A 21,552-nucleotide genomic window follows, 5' to 3' on the forward strand; every position below is an offset into this window, starting at 1 on the left:
CCCGCCCGGCGACACCGCCGACCAGCCGGGCACTGCGACCGCACCGCCGTGCCGGGACCACCGCCGTACCGCACCGCCCGTGCCCCCTCACGAAGGCGACCGCCGTGCCCGTCGCGTACCCCTCAGGCTCCCCCCGCCTACGCCCCGCCGACCTGCTGGTGCTGGCGGCGGCGGCGCTGCTCGTCCTCGCCGGGCTCGCCGGCGTGGTTCCGCCGCTGGCCGCGGTGGCGCTCGCCGGGGCCGCCGGCAGCGTCCTGGCCGGGGCCCGGCTCTCCCGGCTGGTCGTCCCGGCCCGGGGCGACGGCCCCGCCGGGGACAGCTCCGACGGCCCCGACCAGCCCCACCACACCGGCTCCGACGGCCCCGACCGGCCCCACCACGCCGACCGGGACGGTCCCGTCGGGGCCGGCCCCGGCCGCCGCCGTGGCCAGCGCGTGCGGCCCGCCGCCGGCCTGCTCTACGCGGCGGTGCTCACCGTCGGGCTGACCGTCGCGGTGCTGCCGCTCACCGCCGCCGGCCTGCGGGTCGCCGTCGGCGCGGCGGGGCTCGGCCTTGCCGCCGCGCTGCACAGCGCCGGGCTGCTCCTGCTGCCCGGCCGTGTCCGGCTGTCGCTGTGCGCCCGGCTGCGCCACGCGGTGGACATCGTCAGCCTGGGCCTGAGCCTGCAATTCGCCGCGTGGGTGCTGCTGCCGACGGAGCAGGCTCCGCTCGCCGCCCGGATCGCGGTGGCGTTCGGCGGGTTCGGCTTCGCGGCGATCGGCGTGGCGGTGCTGGCGGACTGGCGACGCCGCCCCGGCGCGGCGATTTGCCTGTTGGGCACCGGGGCCACCCAGTTCGGCCTGCTCGCGCTGATCGTGCTGCTGGCCTACGACGCGCCGGAACCGGCGGCGCTGGCCACCGTGCCGCCGCTGGTGACCGGAGCGCTGCTCACCGCCGCCGGGGTCCGGCGGGTGGCCGGTGGCGACCCGGAGCGGGCGGGGGGTCCGCCGCCGGTCTGGCCCCGGGTCAGCGCGCCGGCGGGCATCGCCACCCTGGCCGCCGGCGTGCACCTCGTCACGTACGGGCCGTTCACCCCGGGCATGATCCTGCTCGGGCTGGCGGTGATTCCCCCGCTGGTCGTCCGGGAGCTGATCTCCGCCACCGACAACCGCCGGTACGCCGGCCGTCTCGCCGCCCAGGAGGCGTACTTCCGTGCCCTGGTCTCCGGCGGCAACGATCTGATTCTGCTGCTGGACGGCACGCTGCGAGTGCGCTGGCAGTCCCCGGCGGCGGCCCGGCTGTTCGCGCTCACCGACGCGGACGTGCTCGGCCGGCACTTCGCCGACCTGCTGCACCCGGACGACGCGCCGCAGGCCGCGCGGCTGCTCGACGAGGTGCTCGCCGGTGCCCGGCCGACGCTGCTGCCGGCGCGGATGCGCGACGGGTACGGGGTCTGGCGGGAGACCGAGTCCACGGTGAGCGACCAGCGCGGCGTGCCCGAGGTCCACGCGCTCGTGCTGCACGTGCGCGACGTCGGCGAGCGCCGCCGGTTGGAACGCGCGGTGCAACAGCTCGCCGCGACCGACCAGCTCACCGGGCTGGCCAACCGGCGGGAGCTGCTGTGCGAGCTGCGCGCCCGGCGGGGCGGGTCGGGGGCGCTGCTGGTGGTCGACCTGCACGGCCTGGGCGCGGTCAACGACGGTCGCGGGCACGCGTTCGGCGACGTGGTCGTGGTCGAGGTGGCCCGTCGGCTGCGGGCGGCGGCCGGCGCGGAGGACCTGGTGGCCCGACTGGTGGGGGACGAGTTCGCGGTGCTCACCGACGCGGGCCCGGTGCTCGCGTACGCGCTGGGCACCCGGCTGCTGGCGGCGCTGTCGCAGCCGTATCGGGTGGCGGGCCCGGACGAGGTCCGGTTGCAGGCGAGCATCGGCCTGGCCGAGGTCTCCGGGGCGGGGCCGGACGACGTGCTGCGTCAGGCGGACCTGGCCCGCCGCCGGGCGGCCCAGCTCGGGCGGGACCGGATCGAGTGGTACGACGCGTACCTGGAGGAGCAGTTGGTGCGTCGGCTCGACCTGGAGCGGGAGCTGCCCGGCGCGGCGGCCCGGGGCGAGCTGGACCTGGTCTACCAGCCGGTGCTGGGGCTGGCCGACGGGCTGCCGGTGGGCACGGAGGCGCTGCTGCGCTGGCGCAGCCCGGTGCTGGGCACCGTGCTGCCGGCGGAGCTGCTGCCGGTCGCGGAGGATCTGGACCTCGTCGGCGAGGTGGGCCGCTGGGTGCTGGACCGGGCGTGCCGCCAGCTCGCCGACTGGTCGGCCGGAAACCGGCGGCTGTGGATGTCGGTGAACGTCACCCCCCGGGAGCTGGTCGCGTCGGACTTCCTCCAGCGCACGGCGGCGGTGCTGGCCACGTACGGGATAGCGGCGGACCGGCTGGTGATCGAGGTGGCCGAGCCGCGCGTCGGCCCGGAGCTGCCCGCGCTGGTGGCCCGGCTCGCCGGGCTGCGTTCGCTCGGCGTCCGCACGGCGCTGGACGGGTTCCGCGCCGCGCACGCCTCGCTGGCCCAGCTCCGCCGGCTCCCGATCGACATGTTGAAGCTGGCCCCGCAGCGGACGGACGCGGCCGAGGCGGGGCCGTCGCCGCTGACCAGCGTGGTGGTCAGCCTCGGTGACCGGCTCGGCCTGGAGATCGTCGCCGCGGAGCTGGAGACACCGGCGCAGACGGACGCGGCGTCGCAGGCCGGCTGCCGGTACGGGCAGGGCTACGCGTTGGCCCGTCCGGCGACCGCCGAGCGGGTGGAGGCCTACTTCGAGGAGTTCCCGTCCACGTCCCGGTGACCGCTCAGTCGGTTCACCCGACCCTGGTTCACCCGACCCCGGCCCGGCGGGCCCCGGTTCGTCCGACCCCGGTTCGTCTTGCCCCGGCCCGGCCGATCCCGGATCACCGCACCCGGGGTGGCGCGGTGCTGCCCCGGGGGGTGAGTTGCGCCGTCTCGCCCTGCACGCCGCTGACCGGCTCGCCCTCGATCACCTTGAGTAGCTGCCGGGCGGCGTGTGCGCCGTAGGCCGGGATGTCCCGGCCGAGCGCCGTCAGCGGCGGGTGGACGAGCTGGCACAGGGGCGAATCGTCCCAGGCGACGATGGACAGGTCGCCGGGGACCGACAGACCCATCTCCTGGGCCACGGACAGGCCCGCCACCGCCATCACGTCGTTGTCGTAGATGACGGCGGTGGGGCGGTGCGGGGAGCTGAGCAGTCGCCGGGTGGCCCGCGCCCCCTCCTCGCCGGTGTAGTCCGACCAGACGGTGACCGACTCGTCGAGCCCGAGTCGCCCGCACACCTCGGTGAAGGCGTCGTTGCGGACCTCGGTGTGCAGCAGCGAGGGCAGGCCGCCGACCCGGGCGATCCGGCGGTGGCCCAGGGCCACCAGATACTCCACCGTCTCGATCAGCGCCGCGGCGTCGTCGGACCAGATGTGGGCCAGCGTTCCGGTGTGCCCGGGGCCGCCGATCACCACGGCCGGCAGCTGCAGCTCCTCCAGCGCCCACACCCGCCGGTCGTCGGTGCGCAGGTCGCAGACGAAGATCCCGTCGACCCGGCGCTCGGCCCACCAGCGGCGGTAGACCGCGATCTCCGCGTCGTGGTCGGCCACCACCTGCAGGGTCAGCGCGTACGAGCGGGCCGACAGCTCGGCCTCGACGCCGCTGATCAGCTCCATGAAGAACGGCTCGATGCCGAGTATCCGGGCCGGCCGGCACAGGGCCAGCCCCACGGCGTGGGCGCTGGCGCCGGAGAGCGCCCGGGCGGCGCTGCTCGGACTGAACCCGATCTCCGCGGCGATGGCCAGGATGCGCTGGCGGGTCGCCTCGGAGACGCCGGGCTGCCCGTTCAGCGCGTACGAGACTGCGCCCTTGGAGACCCCGGCCCGCCGCGCGACGTCGGCGATGGTCGGCCGCTTCACCGGCGTGTTCCTCCACTTGCTCGGCCCGCTCGGGCGGCGGGTGTCCTTGCTCGGCCCGCCCGGCGGCGGGTGCCACGGTGCCGGGGTGGCCGGCGGCCCTCACGCTACTGCAAGCGGGCCGGCCGGTGATCGAGGTCGCGAACCTCCCGCCCGCGCCGGATGGGCGGGTGCTTGCCCGGTTAAGCCTATGGCTCGGGGTTTGGAGGCGGGGTTTCCGGCCCCGCCCGTACCTGCGCCCGAGCGCGATTCACCGCGCATGATCGCGCCTTCCCCGGGCGGGAACGTTACGGAACGGCCACGCCGTCAACCGTCCGTTGACACTGGTGAAACCAATCCGTACGGTGGCGACACTTACCCGGTTCAGTCGACGTCTCTCGATGTCGGGAGCGGTCGCCAGATCGTCCGCGGAATCATGGAAGGCGCGGTGAAGTCGTGATGCGGCAACCGTTGCACGAGGGGTGGCTGCTGCGGGCCGTTCCCGGCCCGCAGGTGCCGCCGGAGGTGGACGGCCGGTCGATCCCGGCGACCGTGCCCGGCTGCGTGCACACCGACCTGCTCGCCGCCGGCCTCATCCCGGACCCGTACCTCGACGACAACGAGACGGCGCTGGCCTGGATCGGGCGCACCGACTGGGTGTACGAGACGGTCTTCGACGCCCCGAGCGGCGACGCCGACCGGGTCGACCTGGTCTGCGCCGGCCTCGACACGGTCGCCACGGTCGCCGTCAACGGCGTCGAGGTCGGCCAGGCCGAGAACATGCACCGCGGCCACCGGTTCGACGTGGCGGCGGCGCTACGGCCGGGGGCGAACGGGCTGACCGTCCGGTTCGACTCGCCGTACCGCTACGCGCAGGCGCACCGGGACCGGCTCGGCGACCGACCCAACGCGTATCCGGAGCCGTTCAACTTCATCCGCAAGACGGCCTGCAACTTCGGCTGGGACTGGGGGCCGACCCTCGTCACCGCCGGCATCTGGCAGGACATCGGCCTGCACGCCTGGTCCACCGCCCGGCTCGCGACGGTCCGGCCGCTGGTCACCATCGCCGATGGCGTCGGCCGGGTCGAGGTGCGCGTCGAGGTCGAGCGGATCACCGACGAGCCGGTCACCGTCCACGCGACGATGGCCGGGGCCGCCGCCGAGGCGGTCGTGGCGACCGGGGAACGCACGGCCGCGCTGACCGTCGAGGTTTACGACCCCGCGCTGTGGTGGCCCCGGGGGTACGGGGAGCAGCCGCTGCACCCCCTCGCGGTGACCCTGCGCGCCGCCGACGGCCGGAAGCTGGACGCCTGGTCCCGCCGCGTCGGCTTCCGCACCGTGCGCCTGGACACCGGCGCCGACGAGCACGGCTCCGCGTTCACCCTGGTCGTCAACGACGTGCCGGTCTTCGTCCGGGGAGCCAACTGGATACCCGACGACGCCTTCGGCAACCGGGTCACCCGGGCACGGCTGGCCGAACGCTTCGAGCAGGCCGTCGGGGCGAACATCAACCTGCTGCGCGTCTGGGGCGGCGGCCGGTACGAGTCGGAGGACTTCTACGACCTCGCCGACTCCCTCGGGCTGCTGGTCCAGCAGGACTTCCTGTTCGCCTGCGCGGCGTACCCGGAGGAGGAGCCGTTCCGCTCCGAGGTCGAGGCCGAGGCGCGGGAGCAGGTGACCCGGCTGGCCGCCCACCCGTCGCTGGTGCTGTGGACCGGCAACAACGAGAACATCTGGGGCTGGCACGACTGGGACTGGCAGCATCGGCTCGCCGGCCGTACCTGGGGCCGGGGCTACTACCTGGACCTGCTGCCCCGCGTCGTCGCCGAGCTGGACCCGACCCGCCCGTACTGGCCGGGGAGCCCGTGGTCGGGCAGCGAGGACATCCACCCGAACGACCCGGCGCACGGCACCACGCACATCTGGGACGTGTGGAACACCGACGACTACACCAGGTACCGCGAGTACGTGCCCCGGTTCGTCGCCGAGTTCGGCTATCAGGGCCCCCCGGCGTACGCGACGCTGCGCCGGGCGATCTCCGACGATCCGCTCGCGCCCGACTCGCCCGGGATGGCCCACCACCAGAAGGCGATCGACGGCGACGCGAAGCTGCGTCGGGGCCTGGACGCCCACCTGCCCCCGCCGGCAGACTTCGCCGACTGGCACTACTTCACCCAGCTCAACCAGGCGCGGGCCATCCAGCTCGGGGTGGAGCACTTCCGCTCGCACCGGCCGGTCTGCATGGGCACCATCGTCTGGCAGCTCAACGACTGCTGGCCGGTCACCTCCTGGGCGGCCGTCGACGGCGACGGCCGGCGCAAGCCGCTGTGGTACGCGCTGCGCCGCGCGTACGCCGACCGGCTGCTCACCGTCCAGCCCCGCGACGGCGGGCTGGCGCTGGTGGCGGTCAACGAGACCGGGGAGCCGTGGCGGGCCCCCGCCACCGTCACCCGGCTCACGGCGGACGGCGAGCCGAGGGCGAAGTCGGCGTACCACCTCGACGTGCCCGCGTACGGGAGGGTGGAGCTGGCGCTGCCCGCGGACCTGGCCCGGCCCGAGCAGGCCCGGCCGGAGTTGCTGGTCGCCGAGGCCGACGGCGACGCCGGGCGGGCGTTCTGGTTCTTCGCCGAGGACCGCGACGCCGACTGGCCGGCGGCGCGGTTCGACGCGACGGTCGAGCAGGTCGACGGCGGGCAGCGGGTCCGGGTCACCGCCCGCACGATCCTGCGCGACCTGACCCTGTTCCCGGACCGGCTCGACCCGGTCGCCGAGGTCGACGAGGCCCTGGTCACCCTGCTGCCGGGGGAGTCGGCGACGTTCACGGTCCGGGCCCCGCGCCCGCTCGACCCGGCCGCCCTCACCAGCCGCCCCGTCCTGCGCACGGTGAACTGATGCAAGGAGGGGCCCCCTGTTGACGCTTTCGGTATAGGAAGGGGCCCCTCCAAACACCCCGGCACCCGGCTCAGCTGCTCGGCGGGTCGTCCTGCGAGGAGATGGCGGTGGAGATGAGGCTGGGCGCGACGGGCTGCACCGGCGCGGTCTCCTCGGGGGAACGCAGCCGAGGCGGCGCGGGCAGCCACGGCTTCAGGTTCTGGATGATCTGCTCGTAGAACTCGTCGACCGCGTCCAGCACCGAGTCGATGAACGCGCCGCGACCGCTGCCCCGCTTCGTGCCGGCGGCCGTGGATTGGGCGACCCGGAAGGCGCGCAGCTCACGCGCCGGGTCGCTGATCAACGTGGTCGGCTCGGCGCGCACCTGACGCAGCAGGTCCGTCGCGCCGCCGCCGCGTGCGTGCATGGCGAAGGCCTCGATGCGTACGTTGTCCGGCGCGTCCCTGAGCTGGCGGACCAGCCAGTTGACCCGAGTCGTCGGGCGGCCGGTGCGGGGCGCGTCCACGTCGACGTGGCAGATGACCTGCCCCGCCCGCAGGTCGGCGGTCACCTGGAGCGAGCCGACGGAGCCAGGGATCCTGATGCTGCCGGTCAGGGTTCCCGTCGAGACGAGTTGGTTGACCAGCCCCTGGGTGCGCGCGGCCGGGTCGGCGAGGTCGCGGCGGCTCAGCGCGGGGGTGACCTCCGTGCCGAGTCGCCTGCCGAGGCGCAGGCAGACGTACCGGATCAGGGCGTCGAACCGGCCGGCGACCTGCGCCGCGCCACCGTCGCCGGCGCGCAGGGTGCCGGCCGAGACGGCCTCGCGGACCTGGACCCAGGCGGGGCCCATGTCGCTGAACTCCAGGGCTCCCGAGCGGGGGTGCTCCAGGTATCTGATCAGCTCGCCGAGCACCCACGCCTGGTCCGGGTCCGCCACGCCCCGGTACTCCTTCTGCAACACGGCCTGCGTCAGGACCTCGGTCCAGGGCAGGTGGTGCAGCGCGACCTTGCGCAGCTTTCGCCGGTCGACCGTGGTCGGGTGCTGCCCAGGGACCGGGGCGATCTCGTTGGAGATCGTGAGGAGGGCGTCGAACCCCTGCTCCCGGGCGATGTCGAGGTACGCCTCCACCTGCTCGGTCCGCAGGGCGTTGCTGCCGGTCTTCACCTCCACCAGCGCCGTCCACCGCCGCTGCCCCCGCGTCACGCGGATGAGGCCGTCGGGGAACAGTTGCTGGTCGCCGAGCTTGAACGGAACCTCGATGAAGGTCTGTACCGTGCCGGCCGGCGCGCCGACGGACTGCGTCAGGGCGCGGCCGAACTCACGTACGGCGCTCATCACGGCCAGCAGGGCGGATGTGGCCCGCCGTTCCTGCTCGTCGGCCCCGTTGATGCCCGAGGTGGGGATCAGGCGGGCGGCGAGCCAGGTCTCCTCAGACATGCGGAAACTCCTCGTCATGGCGGTGATACGAGAAGTTAACCCGTCAACCGTTCGGAAGCCGGTGGCATCACCGGGGCGAACGAGTCGATTGAGTTGGCCGGTAGGGACCACGGGCGGGCGGCGGGTGTCCTCTTGCGCGCCGATCGGCCGGACCTGGCGGTCGGTGTCCGGAACATGACTGCGCGAAACGGCCCCAGGGGGCACAGCCGACGACGAGTCGAAGGTCTCCGCAAGTGCCAAACGTCCGCGTGCTCGAACTGCTCCAGGACGGACCGAAGCCCGTCCTGGAGCAGTTCGCCGCCACCGACGTCGAGGCGGTCGCCCGGCCGGTGGGCCGCCGCGATCAGGCGCAGAGCGGCGAACTCGTGTACGTGACGCCGCCGTAAACCACCTCGCCGACCGCGCAGATCACCGAGTTGTCGCCGTGGAGCTGGTCGCCGTAGTACTGGGCCCCGGTGCCGCCGTACCACGGGGTCGACTTGCGCGGGCTCTCCCGGTAGGCGGTGACCCGGACGCTGTTCGGGGTCACCCGGTTGTTGATCCGGCCCCAGTTGGTGCCGCACGCGGCGCTGTAGCGCAGCTCCACCACGGCCAGCGTGGTCGCGCCCTTCATGATGTACGCCGGCTGGCTGGTGGCGTTGCGGGCGTCGGCCGAGCAGCCGGTGTTGATCGGGTCGGTGCCGTCGCAGCCGCTGGTGGGGCAGGCGGCGCTCGCCGGGCTCGCCACGAGCAGGCTGGCGGCGACCAGCGTGCCGGCGGCCACGACGGCCAACGCCCGGCGGGCGGCTTTCGGCATACGGGGTGCGGTGGTCATTCTTCCTCCACTGTGGATTGACGATCTCCGGCTGGGAAATCGACTTCCATCTCTACCTTGCGTCGCCGGTCGTCTCTACGCTGTGTGGCGCTGGACAATCAATACCGGCGCTGGTCAATCAATGCGAGGAGTCACATGGCCCGGGCGGAGCGCCCCCTGGACCCTGACGCCGACCCGGTGCAGGCGTTCGCCGCCGAGCTGCGCAGGCTGCGCGAGCAGGCCGGCCGGCCGACCTACCAGGCGTTGGCCCGCCGGGCGCACCGGTCGTCGAGTTCGTTGTCGGAGGCGGCCGGCGGCCGGAAACTGCCCACCCTGGACACCACCCTCGCGTACGTCCGGGCGCTCGGCGGCGACGAGGCGGCCTGGGCCAGCCGTTGGCGGCAGGTCGCCGCGACCGCTCCCGAGGCGACGGGCGGTTCGAGTGCTGCCGACGAGGAGGCCGGGCCCACCGAACTGCTGCGGTCTCCGGCGCAGGCTGATCTGTCCCGCCGCCGGCTGCTGCTTCCCGCCGCCGTGGCGGGACTGCTGCTGGTGCTCGTCGTCGGGTTGGCATCGATCGGCTGGCGCTACGGGGACCGTCCGCCGGGCCCGTCCTCCCCACCGGCCGGGGTGGCGGTCCCGACGTCCGTGGAGCCCGCTCCGGTCGTCGAGGTGCGCGACGGGGCGGACCCGAAGGACGCCGGCTGCGCCGCGGATCCCGCCGTGGCGACCGTCGACAGCGCTGCGGTGCTGGTCGACGAGCGGGTGATCGGAATGGTGGAGCTGCGCTACTCGCCCGCCTGCGGGGCAAGCTGGCCCCGGTTCATGCCGGCCCCGGCGGGCACCCCGACCCTGCCCCGGCCGGCCCGGGTGGTGCTCACCGTCACCGACGGCGACACCCCGGCCCGCAGCCGGGACTTCACCATCGACTACGCCGGCATCTCGGCGTACGGCAACCTGCTGACCAGCACCCGGAGCTGTGTCTGGGCCGAGGTCCGGATCACCGGCGAGGGGTGGGCGTCGCCGCCGGCGCGCACGGGCTGCTACCGGGGCGCCACCCAGGTCCGCCCCATCCCCTGACACCACCCACGAGGTCCAGGAGACCGGCACCGCAGTCGGCGTGCTCGCGCGGTTGGTCGGTAGGGCGGACACCCTGTTCCCCGACACTCGCTCGGTCGACTCGCTCATCGAGGCGGCGGCCGGAGACCTGCTGGCCTGGCAGGCCGAGGGCGTCACAGTCCGTGCCTTCTTCGACGAGGACTATCCCGCCCAGCTCCGCGACATCCGGGAGATGCCACCGCTGCTGTTCGCGCGGGGGGGGGGCCTGCGGCCCGATCCACGTGCCATCGCGGTGGTCGGCAGTCGAGAGGCGAGCGACCGGGGCCTGGAGGTCGCCGGGTCGGTGGCGACCTCGCTGGCCAGCCGGGGCGTCACCGTGGTCAGTGGCCTGGCGGAGGGGATTGACACTGCGGCCCACGAGGCGACGCTCGCCGCTGGTGGGCGCACGGTCGCGGTCATCGGCACCGGCATCCGCCGCCACTATCCAGCTGCCAACCAGGCACTGCAGGAGCACATCGCCGATGTGGGCCTGGTGATCAGCCAGTTCTGGCCGGACGCCGCCCCGACGAGGCAGAGCTTCCCGATGCGCAACGCCGTGATGAGCGGTTATGCCGCCGCGACCGTCGTCGTTGAGGCCGGTGAGCGCAGCGGAGCCCGCATCCAGGCGCGGCTGGCGCTCCAGCACGGCCGTCCGGTGGTGCTCACCGGCCAGGTGATGCGGCACGAGTGGGCGCGCTCGTTCGCCGACCGGCCCGGGGTCCACGTGGCGCGCGGCACGGTGGAGTTGATGGAGGCGGTGGACGGCATCCTCGACCGGGTGCCGACGGCCCCCGAGCTGGAGGGCTTTCCTGAGTTCGTCAGCCTCTGACCCCTGGGCCAGGATCCGAAACTACGTCGAGACCCAACGGAACTTCCTCCGCAACCCACTGGCCGCCGGAGAGTTGATGTGCCGACCACTGGTTCCCGGGCGCAGTCACGCGCACATGCGCTGAAGACTGCCGGTGCCTCATCGGTGGGTGTCGTGGTGCTCGGCCGGCACGTCGATCCGGAACACGTGGCGTCCCGACCCCTGCTCAAGGCAATCGAGGAGCCGGTGTTCGACCTGACGGTGTGTGCCGTCGAGCGCTGAGCTCAGAACTGGCCGGAAATGGGCTCGTGGTGCCTGCCAGACGGCGGCGCGCTGGAGACCCCAGACCTTCGTCGCCTCAGGTGGTGAGAAGGGGCCCCTGCTATACGCCAGGCGTTAACAAGGGGCCCCTCCTTTCACTCGGGAACGCGGCGGTACGCGCCGTCGCTGGCCGACGTCGCCATCGACGCGTACGCGCGCAGCGCGGCCGACACCGGGCGCTGCCGGTCGGCCGGCGTGTACGGCCTGGCGCGCTTCTCCTGCGCGATGCGCCGCGCCTCCAGCACGTCTTCCGGCACGTTCAGCGAGATCGACCGGGCCGGGATGTCGATGACGATCTCGTCGCCGGGCTCGACGAGGGCGATCAGGCCGCCGGAGGCCGCCTCCGGGGAGACGTGCCCGATGGACAGGCCCGAGGTGCCGCCGGAGAACCGGCCGTCGGTGAGCAGTGCGCAGGACCGGCCCAGCCCCCGGCCCTTGAGGAACGAGGTGGGGTAGAGCATCTCCTGCATACCGGGGCCGCCCCTGGGGCCCTCGTACCGGATCACCACCACGTCGCCGGCGACGATCTCCTTGGCGAGGATCGCCGTGACGGCGTCGTCCTGCGACTCGTACACCTTTGCCGGCCCGCGGAAGGTCAGGCACTCCTCGGGCACGCCGGCGGTCTTCACCACGGCGCCGTCCGGGGCGAGGTTGCCGTGCAGGATGGCCAGCCCGCCGTCGGCGCTGTACGCGTGCTCGCGGTCGCGCACGCAGCCGCCGGCCGCGTCGGTGTCCAGCGACGACCAGCGGTTGGTGGTGGAGAACGGCTCGGTGGTGCGCACCCCGCCCGGCGCGGCGTGGAACAGCTCGATCGCCTCGCGCGTGGCCGAGCCGCCCCGCACGTCCCAGTCGGCGAGCCACTGCGCCAGCGAGGGGGAGTGCACGGAGCGCACGTCCCGGTGCAGCAGCCCGGCGCGGTCCAGCTCACCGAGGATGGCGGGGATGCCGCCGGCGCGGTGCACGTCCTCCATGTGGTACTGCGGCGAGTTCGGCGCGACCTTGGCCAGGCAGGGCACCCGGCGGGAGACGGCGTCGATGTCGGCGACGGAGAAGTCCAGCTCGGCCTCGCGGGCGGCGGCGAGCAGGTGCAGGATCGTGTTGGTGGACCCGCCCATGGCCACGTCGAGGGCGACGGCGTTCTCGAACGCGGCCCGGTTGGCGATCTGCCGCGGCAGCACCGAGGCGTCGTCGCCGTCGTACCAGCGCTTGGCGATCTCCACGATGGTCCGGCCGGCCTCGACGAACAGCGACCGGCGGGCGGCGTGGGTGGCCAACGTCGAGCCGTTGCCGGGCAGGGCCAGGCCGATCGCCTCGGTGAGGCAGTTCATCGAGTTGGCGGTGAACATGCCGGAGCAGGAGCCGCAGGTCGGGCAGGCGGACCGCTCGATCTCGCCGAGCTGGTCGTCGGTGACCGCGTCGTTGGACGAGGCGACCATGGCGTCGATGAGATCGATCTTGGAGTGGACGATGCCCTCGATCGCCAGCGTCTTGCCGGCCTCCATCGGGCCGCCGGAGACGAAGACGGTGGGGATGTTCAGCCGCAGTGCGGCCAGCAGCATGCCTGGGGTGATCTTGTCGCAGTTGGAGATGCAGACCAGGGCGTCCGCGCAGTGCGCGTTGACCATGTACTCGACCGCGTCGGCGATCAGCTCCCGGCTGGGCAGCGAGTAGAGCATGCCGCCGTGGCCCATGGCGATGCCGTCGTCGACCGCGATGGTGTTGAACTCGCGGCCGACCCCGCCGGCCTCCGCGACCGCGTCGGCGACGAGGCCGCCGAGATCCTTGAGGTGTACGTGGCCGGGGACGAACTGGGTGAAACTGTTGGCGATGGCGACGATCGGCTTGCCGAAGTCGTCGTCGGTCATCCCGGTGGCCCGCCACAGGGCCCGGGCACCGGCCATCGTCCGACCGTGGGTGGAGGTCCTCGACCGCAGCTCAGGCATGAGTACCAGTCTTGCACCGCCGGACGGGCCGCCGCCGGGGGCGCGGCCTGTGTCCCAACAGATGCACACCCGGCCTCCCACGGACAGCGGGCATCCGGCACAGTTGAGGACGTGCACTTCCCCCCGGGCATGATCGCCGTCGTGGTGCTGAGCGGGCTCGTCGCCGCCGGTGCAACCGCACTGCTGGTCGTCGTCGCCCGACGCGGGCGCCCGTGCGGCCGGGCCGTCGCGCTGATGGCCGTGGCCGGGGTCTTCGCGCTGGCCGGCCTGCTGATCGGGCTGACTGTCGCGCTGGCCGGCGGCGAGCACCTGGCCCACCGGCAGGGGCAGCGCACCGGCTGGGCCACTCTGGTCTCCGCCGCAGTCGGGGCCAGCGCGCTCGCCTTCGGCGCGGGCCTGCTGCGGCTGCCCGGCGCGGGGGCCACCCGGGCGGCGACGGCCCGCCTGGTGCTCGACGGCGTGACCATGGCCACCGCGCTCTGGTTCGTCGGTTGGGTGCTCTTCTCCGAGCCGACCCGGCTGCTCGGCGCCGCCACCCCGATGGCCTGCGCGCCGATCCTGCTGGCCACCGTCAGCGTCGCGCTCACCGCCGGGCTCACCCTGATCGTGCTCGTGCGCGCCGCCCGGCCCCGCCGCCGGCTGGCCCTGCTCGGCATCGGGATCACGGCGGTGACCTCCGGTGGGCTCGGCATCGCCGGCGGGCTCTGCCAGGCCGTGCCGGGCCTGGTGCTGGCCGGTGCCGTGCTGCTCGCGGCCGGGCTGCTGACCGCCGGGCTGGTCGTGCGCGGGGTCGGTCCGCCGGGGCAGCTCGACGTCGACCTGATCGGCCGCGACGGCGCGTACGCCTTCGTCCCGATGGGCGCGATGGCCGCCTCCGCGATGTATCACCTGCTCCAGGGCGGCCGGTTCGACGCGCTGGGCATCGTCGCCGGCAGCGTCGAGGGCTTCGCGCTGGTGGCCCGGCAATATCTGGCCCTGCACGACGTGCGCCGGTACGCGGTCCGGCTGGCCGAGCGGGAAGCGCACTTCCGGGAGCTGGCGCACACCGACCCGCTGACCGGCCTGGCCAACCGGAGGGGGCTGCTGCGCGCCCTGCACCAGGCCACCGGCTCCGGAGACCCGTGCGTGCTGCTCGGGCTGGACCTGGACGGCTTCAAGAACGTCAACGACATGCGCGGGCACGACGTGGGCGACGAGGTGCTGGCGGAGGTGGGCCGGCGACTGCGCGGCAACCTGCGCCCCGGCGACCTGGCCGCCCGGCTCGGCGGGGACGAGTTCGCGGTGCTCGTGCCCGGTTGTCCGGCCGATGCGGGGCGGGTCGCCGAGCGACTGCTCGGGGTGCTCGGTCGCCCGTACGACCAGCCTGGCGGGCCGGTCTTCCTCTCGGTCAGCATCGGGGTGGCCGGGCAGCCCGAGGAACCGGACACCGAGCTGCTGCTGCGCCATGCCGACCTGGCCCTGCGCTACGCCAAGCAGCGCGGCAAGAACCGGATCGAGCACTACGACGGCGCGTACGACAAGCTGCTGCGCCGCCGCACGACGCTGGAGCACGAGCTGCGCGGGGCGATCGAGCGCGGGGAGCTGCGGCTGGTCTTCCAGCCGGTCGCGTCGCTGCCGTCGGTGCGCCCGGTCGGGGCGGAGGCGCTGCTGCGCTGGCAGCACCCGGAGCTGGGCAACGTCCGCCCCGACGAGTTCATCCCGCTGGCCGAGGAGTGCGGGATGATCGCCAAGCTCGGTGCGTGGGTGCTGCACCAGGCGTGTCACCAGCTCTCCCGCTGGCTGGCCGACGGGCACGACGTCTGGGTGTCGGTGAACGTCTCGCCCCGGGAACTGCACGCACCGGCGTACGTCGTCCAGGTCGCCGACGCGCTGCGCGCCCACCACGTGCCGCCGCAGCGGTTGGTGCTGGAGGTCACCGAGCACGCCGTCGCCACCGACCTCGACGAGCTGATCCGGCGGCTGACCGCGCTGCGGCGCACCGGCGTCCGGATCGCCCTCGACGACTTCGGCGCGGGGTACTCGTCGCTGGGGCAGCTCCGCCGGCTGCCGATCGACATCCTCAAGATCGATCACGGCCTGGTCGCCGAGCACGAGCCGGTCCGCCCGGCCGGTGCCGACGGCCCGCCCTTCGCCCCGATGGTGGACATCGTGATGCGCCTGGGGCACCAGCTCGGGCTGGAGGTGATCGCCGAGGGGGTGACCAACCCCACCGAGTTGGCCGCCGTGGTCGCCGCCGGCTGCCGGTTCGGTCAGGGCGCCCTCTTCGGCTGGGGGGTGCCGGCCGAGCACCTGGAGGCGATGCTGGAGGCCGCCACGTCGCCCGGCGCGCGCCCGTCCCCGGTGTCGGCTCCGCCCGCGCCCGCCCGGCCCCGATGGCTGCCTGCCCAGCGGGCCGAATGGGAGGGATCCGAGCAGTTCGCGAAGGGTGCCGCCGGCGCGGCGGCGGGGGAGGCGCCGACACCCGTGAACCAAAATGTGGGATCAGTTGACTCATCGCGTGAGATGCGGCAGGCTTGACCGCATGTCGTCGAACCAGTCTCCGCGAGTACTCACCTGAGCGCACTCTCCGTCGTCGAGAGTGCGCTGGCCCCGTGCATCTGCACGAGGGCCGTTTTTATTGCCGTCGGACCCATCGCATCGGAACGGGCAGCCGCCCGCGTCGCACGCTTGATCAGTTCCAGCCACTCCAGCCGAAGGCCTGAACCGCAATGACGAGACCCACGCCAGAGACACTCGCCCACTCCGCCCGCCGCGCCCGCGCCGGCGGTGAGCCCGCGACCGACGCCGCCGCGGCCGGCCGCGGCGCCGTCGTCCCGGCCGCTCCGGGGGTACGGCAGCCCGGGCCGGTCCAGCTCTCCGGGGCCGGTTCTCTCGTGCGGTCCCTGGAGGCGCTCGGCGTCGACGTCGTCTTCGGTATTCCGGGCGGGGCGATCCTGCCGGCGTACGACCCGCTCTACGACTCCACCGTCCGGCACATCCTGGTCCGGCACGAGCAGGGAGCCGGCCACGCCGCCACCGGGTACGCCCAGGCCACCGGCCGGGTCGGCGTCTGCATGGCCACCTCCGGCCCGGGGGCGACGAACCTGGTGACCCCGATCGCCGACGCGTACATGGACTCGGTGCCGATGGTGGCGATCACCGGCCAGGTCGCGCGGCCGTCGATCGGCACGGACGCCTTCCAGGAGGCCGACATCCAGGGCATCACCCTGCCGATCACCAAGCACAACTTCCTGGTCCAGACGGCCGAGGAGATCCCGCGCGTGCTCGCCGAGGCGTTCCACCTGGCCTCGACGGGCCGCCCCGGCCCGGTGCTGGTGGACATCCCGAAGGACGTCCTCCAGGCCCAGACGACGTTCTCCTGGCCGCCGACGCTGGACCTGCCCGGCTACCGGCCGACCCTGCACCCGCACGGCAAGCAGATCCGGGAGGCGGCCCGGCTGATGACCAGCGCCCGTCGGCCGGTGCTCTACGTCGGTGGCGGCGTGCTCAAGGCCGGGGCCACCGAGGGGCTGCGCCAGCTGGCGGAGCTGACCGGCACCCCGGTGGTCACCACGCTGATGGCGCTCGGGGCGTTCCCCGACTCGCACCAGCAGCACCTGGGCATGCCCGGCATGCACGGCACCGTGGCGGCCGTCTACGGCCTGCAGAAGGCCGACCTGATCGTGGCGCTCGGCGCCCGGTTCGACGACCGGGTCACCGGCCGGCTGGACTCCTTCGCCCCGGACGCGACGATCGTGCACGCCGACATCGACCCGGCCGAGATCGGCAAGAACCGGCACGCGGACGTGCCGATCGTCGGCGACGCCAAGCACGTGATCGAGGAGCTGATCGCGGCGGTCACCACCGAGCGGGCCGCCGGGCGACCGGCAGACCTGGGCGACTGGTGGACCCAGCTCGACGACCTGCGCGACCGGTACCCGCTGGGCTACGAGGAGCCGGCCGACGGCACCCTCTCCCCGCAGTACGTGATCCAGCGGCTCGGCAAGATCGCCGGGCCGGAGGCCATCTACGTGGCCGGCGTCGGCCAGCACCAGATGTGGGCGTCGCAGTTCATCTCGTACGAGAATCCGGGCACCTGGCTCAACTCCGGCGGCCTCGGCACGATGGGGTACGCGGTGCCGGCCGCGATGGGCGCCAAGGTCGGCCGGCCGGACACGGTGGTCTGGGCGGTGGACGGCGACGGCTGCTTCCAGATGACCAACCAGGAGTTGGCCACCTGTGCTCTGGAGGGCATCCCGGTCAAGATCGCCGTGATCAACAACGGTAACCTCGGCATGGTCCGGCAGTGGCAGACGCTGTTCTACAACGAGCGGTACTCCAACACCGAGCTGGGTACCCACAAGCACCGCATCCCCGACTTCGTCAAGCTCGCCGAGGCGCTCGGCTGCGTCGGCCTGCGCTGCGAGAACGCCGCCGACGTCGACAAGATCATCGAGGCCGCGATGGCGATCAACGACGCCCCCGTCGTGATCGACTTCGTGGTCGGCAAGGACGCGATGGTGTGGCCGATGGTCGCCGCCGGCACCAGCAACGACGAGATCATGTTCGCCCGCGGCGTCCGCCCGGCTTTTGACGAGGACGACATCTAGTCATGAGCGGATGCACCGAGCGCAGCGAGGGCCATGAGGGCATGACGAGGAAGGCAGCTTCATGACCGAATGCACCGAGCGCAGCGAGGGCCATGAGGGCATGACGAGGAAGGCAGCTTCATGACCGAATGCACCGAGCGCAGCGAGGGCCATGAGGGCATGACGAGGAAGGCACAGCCATGACGATGCACACCCTTTCCGTGCTGGTGGAGAACAAGCCGGGGGTCCTGGCCCGGGTTTCCGGGCTGTTTTCCCGGCGCGGCTTCAACATCGACAGCCTCGCCGTCGGGGAGACCGAGAACCCGGACGTCTCCCGGATCACCATCGTGGTCAACGCCGAGTCGTCCCCGCTGGAGCAGGTCACCAAGCAGCTCAACAAGCTGGTCAACGTGCTCAAGATCGTCGAGCTGGATCCGCAGGTCTCGGTCGCCCGGGAGTTGCTGCTGGTCAAGGTCCGGGCCGACCGCGCGGCGCGTGGGCAGGTGTTGGAGACGGTCACCCTGTTCCGCGCCCGGGTGGTCGACGTCGCGCCCGACACGCTGACGATCGAGGCCACGGGCACCCCCGACAAGCTGGACGCGCTGCTGCGCGACCTCGAACCGTACGGGATCAAGGAGATGGTGCAGTCCGGGACGGTGGCGATCGGGCGCGGCTCGCGTTCGATCACCGCCGGCCCGGCCCTGCGGGCCGCCTGATCCCCGGGCAGGTCGGCCCCGGGGGCCACCTGATCCCCACCCACAACCGCACAAGCCACGACGGGCCACCCGCGGGCCGCCGTACGAAAGGGAAGTCAATGAGCGTTGAGGTGTACTACGACGACGATGCCGACCTCGGCCTGATCCAGGCCAAGAAGGTGGCGGTGATCGGGTATGGCAGCCAGGGCCACGCCCACGCGCTGTCGCTGCGCGACTCCGGCGTCGACGTGGTGATCGGCCTGCCGGCGGGCTCGAAGAGCCGGCCCAAGGCCGAGGAGCAGGGCCTGCGGGTGCTCACCCCGGCGGAGGCGGCGGCCGAGGCCGACGTGATCATGATTCTGGCCCCGGACACCGCCCAGCGCGGCCTGTACGCCGAGGCGATCGCCCCGAACCTGGCCCCGGGCAAGGCGATCTTCTTCGGTCACGGCTTCAACATCCGGTACGACCTGATCAAGCCCCCGGCCGACGTGGACGTGGCGATGGTCGCCCCCAAGGGCCCGGGTCACCTGGTCCGCCGCCAGTACGTCGACGGCAAGGGCGTGCCCTGCCTGGTCGCCGTCGATCAGGACGCCAGCGGCAACGCGTTCGCCCTGGCCCTGGCGTACGCCAAGGGCATCGGCGGCACCCGCGCGGGCGCGATCAGGACCACCTTCAAGGAGGAGACGGAGACCGATCTCTTCGGCGAGCAGGCGGTCCTCTGCGGCGGCGCGGCGGCGCTGGTGCAGACCGGCTTCGAGGTGCTCACCGAGGCGGGCTACGCCCCGGAGATCGCGTACTTCGAGTGCCTGCACGAGCTGAAGCTGATCGTCGACCTGATGTACGAGGGCGGCATCGCCCGGATGCGCTACAGCGTCTCCGACACCGCCGAGTACGGCGACCTGTCCCGGGGCCCGCGTGTCGTCGACGCCCGGGTCAAGGAGGAGATGCGCAAGATCCTGGCCGAGGTGCAGTCCGGCGAGTTCGCCCGCGAGTGGATCGCCGAGGACGACAACGGCCGCCCGAACTTCGCCAAGTGGCGGGCCGAGGGCGCGGCGCATCCAATCGAGGCGACCGGCCAGAAGCTGCGGTCCATGATGAGCTGGGTCGACCGGCCGATCACCGAGACCGCCTGAGCACTGCCCGCAAGCGGCGATCCGTCCGACGCTCTCCCCGGCGTCGGGCGGGTCGCCGCTGTCTTTTTGCCCGGCCGTAACGCCGTTGACATGTCGGGTTTGTGAGGGCACTCACCCTAGCGTCCGGGCCGCTGCGGCCGGCCCGCGCCCTACGATCGCGGGTAGGTGCGTAGCCGGCACCTGACGGCCATGGCACGTATCAGCGCAGGGCGCAGCGCGGCGCCCCGGCCGACCGCCACACGACCTCTACGAGGACCGATGAATCCTGTCGTACTGATCGCCGAAGAACTCGCCCCCGCCGCCATCGAGGTGCTCGCCCACGACTTCGACGTCCGTCACGTCGACGGCACCGACCGCCCGGCGCTGCTCTCCGCGCTCTCCGAGGCCGACGCGGTGATCGTGCGCAGCGCCACGCAGATCGACGCCGAGGCGATCGCCGCTGCGCCGCGGCTGAAGGTGGTCGCCCGGGCCGGCGTGGGTCTGGACAACGTCGAGGTGCCGGCCGCCACCGCGCGGGGCGTCATGGTGGTCAACGCCCCGACCTCCAACATCGTCTCCGCCGCCGAGCAGGCCGTCGCGCTGCTGCTCGCCGTGGCCCGCAACACCGCCAGCGCCAGCGCGGCGCTCAAGGCCGGCGAGTGGAAGCGGTCCAAGTACACCGGCGTCGAGGTGCAGGGCAAGACCGTCGGCGTGGTCGGCCTCGGCCGCATCGGGGTGCTCTTCGCGTCTCGGATCGCCGCCTTCGGCACCCGTCTGATCGCGTACGACCCGTACATCCAGCCGGCCCGCGCCGCCCAGCTCGGCGTGCGTCTGGTCGGGCTGGAGGAGCTGCTGCGGGAGAGCGACTTCATCTCGATCCACCTGCCGAAGACCCCGGAGACGGTGGGCCTGATCGGCGAGAAGGAGCTGGCGATCGTCAAGCCGGGCGTGCGGATCGTCAACGCCGCCCGGGGCGGGCTGGTCGACGAGCAGGCCCTCGCCGACGCGATCGCCGAGGGTCGCGTCGGCGGCGCCGGCGTCGACGTGTACGCCAAGGAGCCGTGCACCTCCTCGCCGCTGTTCGCCTTCGACAACGTGGTGGCCACCCCGCACCTGGGCGCGTCCACCGCCGAGGCGCAGGACAAGGCCGGCCTCGCCGTCGCCAGGAGCGTGAAGCTCGCCCTGCAGGGCGAGTTCGTGCCGGACGCGGTCAACGTCCAGGCCGGCGGCGTCGTCGCCGAGGACGTCCGCCCGCTGCTGCCGCTGACCGAGAAGCTGGGCCGGGCGTTCACCGCGGTGGCCGGCGGGGTGGCCGCCAGCGTCACCGTCGAGGTGCGCGGCGCGGTCGTCAGCCACGACGTCTCGGTGCTCAAGCTCGCCGCCACCAAGGGGCTGTTCAGCTCGGTGGTCGAGGAGCAGGTCACCTACGTCAACGCGCCGCACCTGGCGGTGGAGCGGGGCGTCGAGGTGAACCTGGCCAGCCAGGCCGAGACGACCGACCACCCGACCCTGGTGACGGTGCGCGGCGCGCTGCCGGACGGCCGCACGGTCAGCGTCTCCGGCACGGTCGCCTCGGCGGGCGCTCGCGACGTGCTCAAGCTGACCGAGGTGGACGGGTTCGACGTGGAGATCGGCGCGGAGGGCATCCTGCTCTTCCTGCGCTACGTGGACCGCCCCGGCGTGGTCGGTACCGTCGGCACCCTGCTCGGCGAGGCCGGCATCAACATCGCCGCCATGCAGGTGGCCCGCCGTGAGGCCGGCGGCGAGACCCTGATGACCCTCACGGTCGACCAGGCGCTCGGCGCCGACCTGCTCACCTCGGCGGCCGACTCGATCGGCGCGACCTCGGCCAGCGCCGCCGACCTGCGCGACGAGTAGCCAGGTCCACCCTGGACCGCCTGGCGCGGTCCAGCAGGGACGAGCTTGGGGCCCGGCCGGTTCGGTCGGGCCCCACGTCGTGTTCGGCCGGGCTCGTGTCGTGTCGGCCCGGGTC

At 73.3% G+C, this 21,552-nt stretch carries 14 protein-coding genes; 10 read left to right on the forward strand and 4 right to left on the reverse strand.

Features of this window, described 5'->3' with window-relative positions; all coding sequences use genetic code 11:
- Positions 1 to 104: 104 nt before the first annotated feature.
- A complete protein-coding gene (locus E1258_RS01995) occupies positions 105 to 2,813 on the forward strand; it encodes a putative bifunctional diguanylate cyclase/phosphodiesterase (RefSeq protein ID WP_371688550.1) in 2,709 nt (902 codons plus the stop codon).
- A gap of 103 nt (positions 2,814 to 2,916) precedes the next feature.
- On the opposite strand, the gene E1258_RS02000 is transcribed toward E1258_RS01995, so the two are convergent.
- Positions 2,917 to 3,936 carry a LacI family DNA-binding transcriptional regulator gene (locus E1258_RS02000; protein WP_132396251.1) on the reverse strand — a complete coding sequence of 340 codons (1,020 nt, stop codon included), beginning with the start codon at positions 3,934 to 3,936 and terminating at the stop codon, positions 2,917 to 2,919.
- A gap of 435 nt (positions 3,937 to 4,371) precedes the next feature.
- Here E1258_RS02000 and E1258_RS02005 point away from each other — a divergent pair, with 435 nt between their 5' ends.
- Complete coding sequence (locus tag E1258_RS02005) at positions 4,372 to 6,804, forward strand: glycoside hydrolase family 2 protein (RefSeq protein WP_132396253.1); 2,433 nt, start codon at positions 4,372 to 4,374, stop codon at positions 6,802 to 6,804.
- A 70-nt stretch (positions 6,805 to 6,874) separates the two neighbouring features.
- On the opposite strand, the gene E1258_RS02010 is transcribed toward E1258_RS02005, so the two are convergent.
- Positions 6,875 to 8,221, reverse strand: a complete 1,347-nt coding sequence (locus tag E1258_RS02010) for a stress response protein (protein WP_132396255.1) — start codon at positions 8,219 to 8,221, stop codon at positions 6,875 to 6,877.
- Between the two features lie 233 nt (positions 8,222 to 8,454).
- Here E1258_RS02010 and E1258_RS33805 point away from each other — a divergent pair, with 233 nt between their 5' ends.
- Entirely contained in the window at positions 8,455 to 8,607 is a 153-nt protein-coding gene (locus E1258_RS33805) for a hypothetical protein (RefSeq protein ID WP_207919368.1), read from the forward strand.
- Here the strand turns inward: E1258_RS33805 and E1258_RS02020 are convergent.
- Positions 8,565 to 9,035 carry a DUF2690 domain-containing protein gene (locus E1258_RS02020; RefSeq protein ID WP_132396257.1) on the reverse strand — a complete coding sequence of 157 codons (471 nt, stop codon included), beginning with the start codon at positions 9,033 to 9,035 and terminating at the stop codon, positions 8,565 to 8,567. The genes E1258_RS33805 and E1258_RS02020 overlap by 43 nt on opposite strands.
- 135 nt (positions 9,036 to 9,170) lie before the next feature.
- Between E1258_RS02020 and E1258_RS33000 the strand changes: the two genes are divergently transcribed.
- Both E1258_RS33000 and E1258_RS02030 read left to right on the forward strand, forming a co-directional pair.
- Positions 9,171 to 10,094 carry an XRE family transcriptional regulator gene (locus E1258_RS33000; protein ID WP_165949604.1) on the forward strand — a complete coding sequence of 308 codons (924 nt, stop codon included), beginning with the start codon at positions 9,171 to 9,173 and terminating at the stop codon, positions 10,092 to 10,094.
- A 40-nt stretch (positions 10,095 to 10,134) separates the two neighbouring features.
- Complete coding sequence (locus E1258_RS02030; protein WP_243715120.1) at positions 10,135 to 10,941, forward strand: DNA-processing protein DprA; 807 nt, start codon at positions 10,135 to 10,137, stop codon at positions 10,939 to 10,941.
- Positions 10,942 to 11,336: 395 nt separating this feature from the next.
- Here the strand turns inward: E1258_RS02030 and ilvD are convergent, their stop codons facing one another.
- Positions 11,337 to 13,184 carry a dihydroxy-acid dehydratase gene (gene ilvD / locus E1258_RS02040; RefSeq protein WP_132396261.1) on the reverse strand — a complete coding sequence of 616 codons (1,848 nt, stop codon included), beginning with the start codon at positions 13,182 to 13,184 and terminating at the stop codon, positions 11,337 to 11,339.
- Between the two features lie 129 nt (positions 13,185 to 13,313).
- Here ilvD and E1258_RS02045 point away from each other — a divergent pair, with 129 nt between their 5' ends.
- The 5 genes from E1258_RS02045 (at position 13,314) to serA (ending at position 21,437) form a co-directional block, all read left to right on the forward strand.
- Complete coding sequence (locus E1258_RS02045) at positions 13,314 to 15,701, forward strand: putative bifunctional diguanylate cyclase/phosphodiesterase (protein WP_371688551.1); 2,388 nt, start codon at positions 13,314 to 13,316, stop codon at positions 15,699 to 15,701.
- A gap of 191 nt (positions 15,702 to 15,892) precedes the next feature.
- The gene (locus E1258_RS02050; RefSeq protein WP_132396265.1) at positions 15,893 to 17,773 is read left to right on the forward strand and encodes an acetolactate synthase large subunit; all 1,881 of its coding nucleotides are present in this window, start codon (positions 15,893 to 15,895) and stop codon (positions 17,771 to 17,773) included.
- Between the two features lie 179 nt (positions 17,774 to 17,952).
- Complete coding sequence (gene ilvN, locus E1258_RS02055) at positions 17,953 to 18,468, forward strand: acetolactate synthase small subunit (protein ID WP_007075136.1); 516 nt, start codon at positions 17,953 to 17,955, stop codon at positions 18,466 to 18,468.
- A gap of 98 nt (positions 18,469 to 18,566) precedes the next feature.
- Complete coding sequence (gene ilvC / locus E1258_RS02060; RefSeq protein ID WP_132396267.1) at positions 18,567 to 19,580, forward strand: ketol-acid reductoisomerase; 1,014 nt, start codon at positions 18,567 to 18,569, stop codon at positions 19,578 to 19,580.
- A gap of 258 nt (positions 19,581 to 19,838) precedes the next feature.
- On the forward strand, positions 19,839 to 21,437 hold the full coding sequence (serA, locus tag E1258_RS02065) for a phosphoglycerate dehydrogenase (protein WP_132396269.1): 1,599 nt from the start codon (positions 19,839 to 19,841) through the stop codon (positions 21,435 to 21,437).
- Positions 21,438 to 21,552 lie beyond the last annotated feature (115 nt).

The organism is Micromonospora sp. KC207 (assembly GCF_004348615.1).
In the GTDB taxonomy this organism is placed as follows: domain Bacteria; phylum Actinomycetota; class Actinomycetes; order Mycobacteriales; family Micromonosporaceae; genus Micromonospora.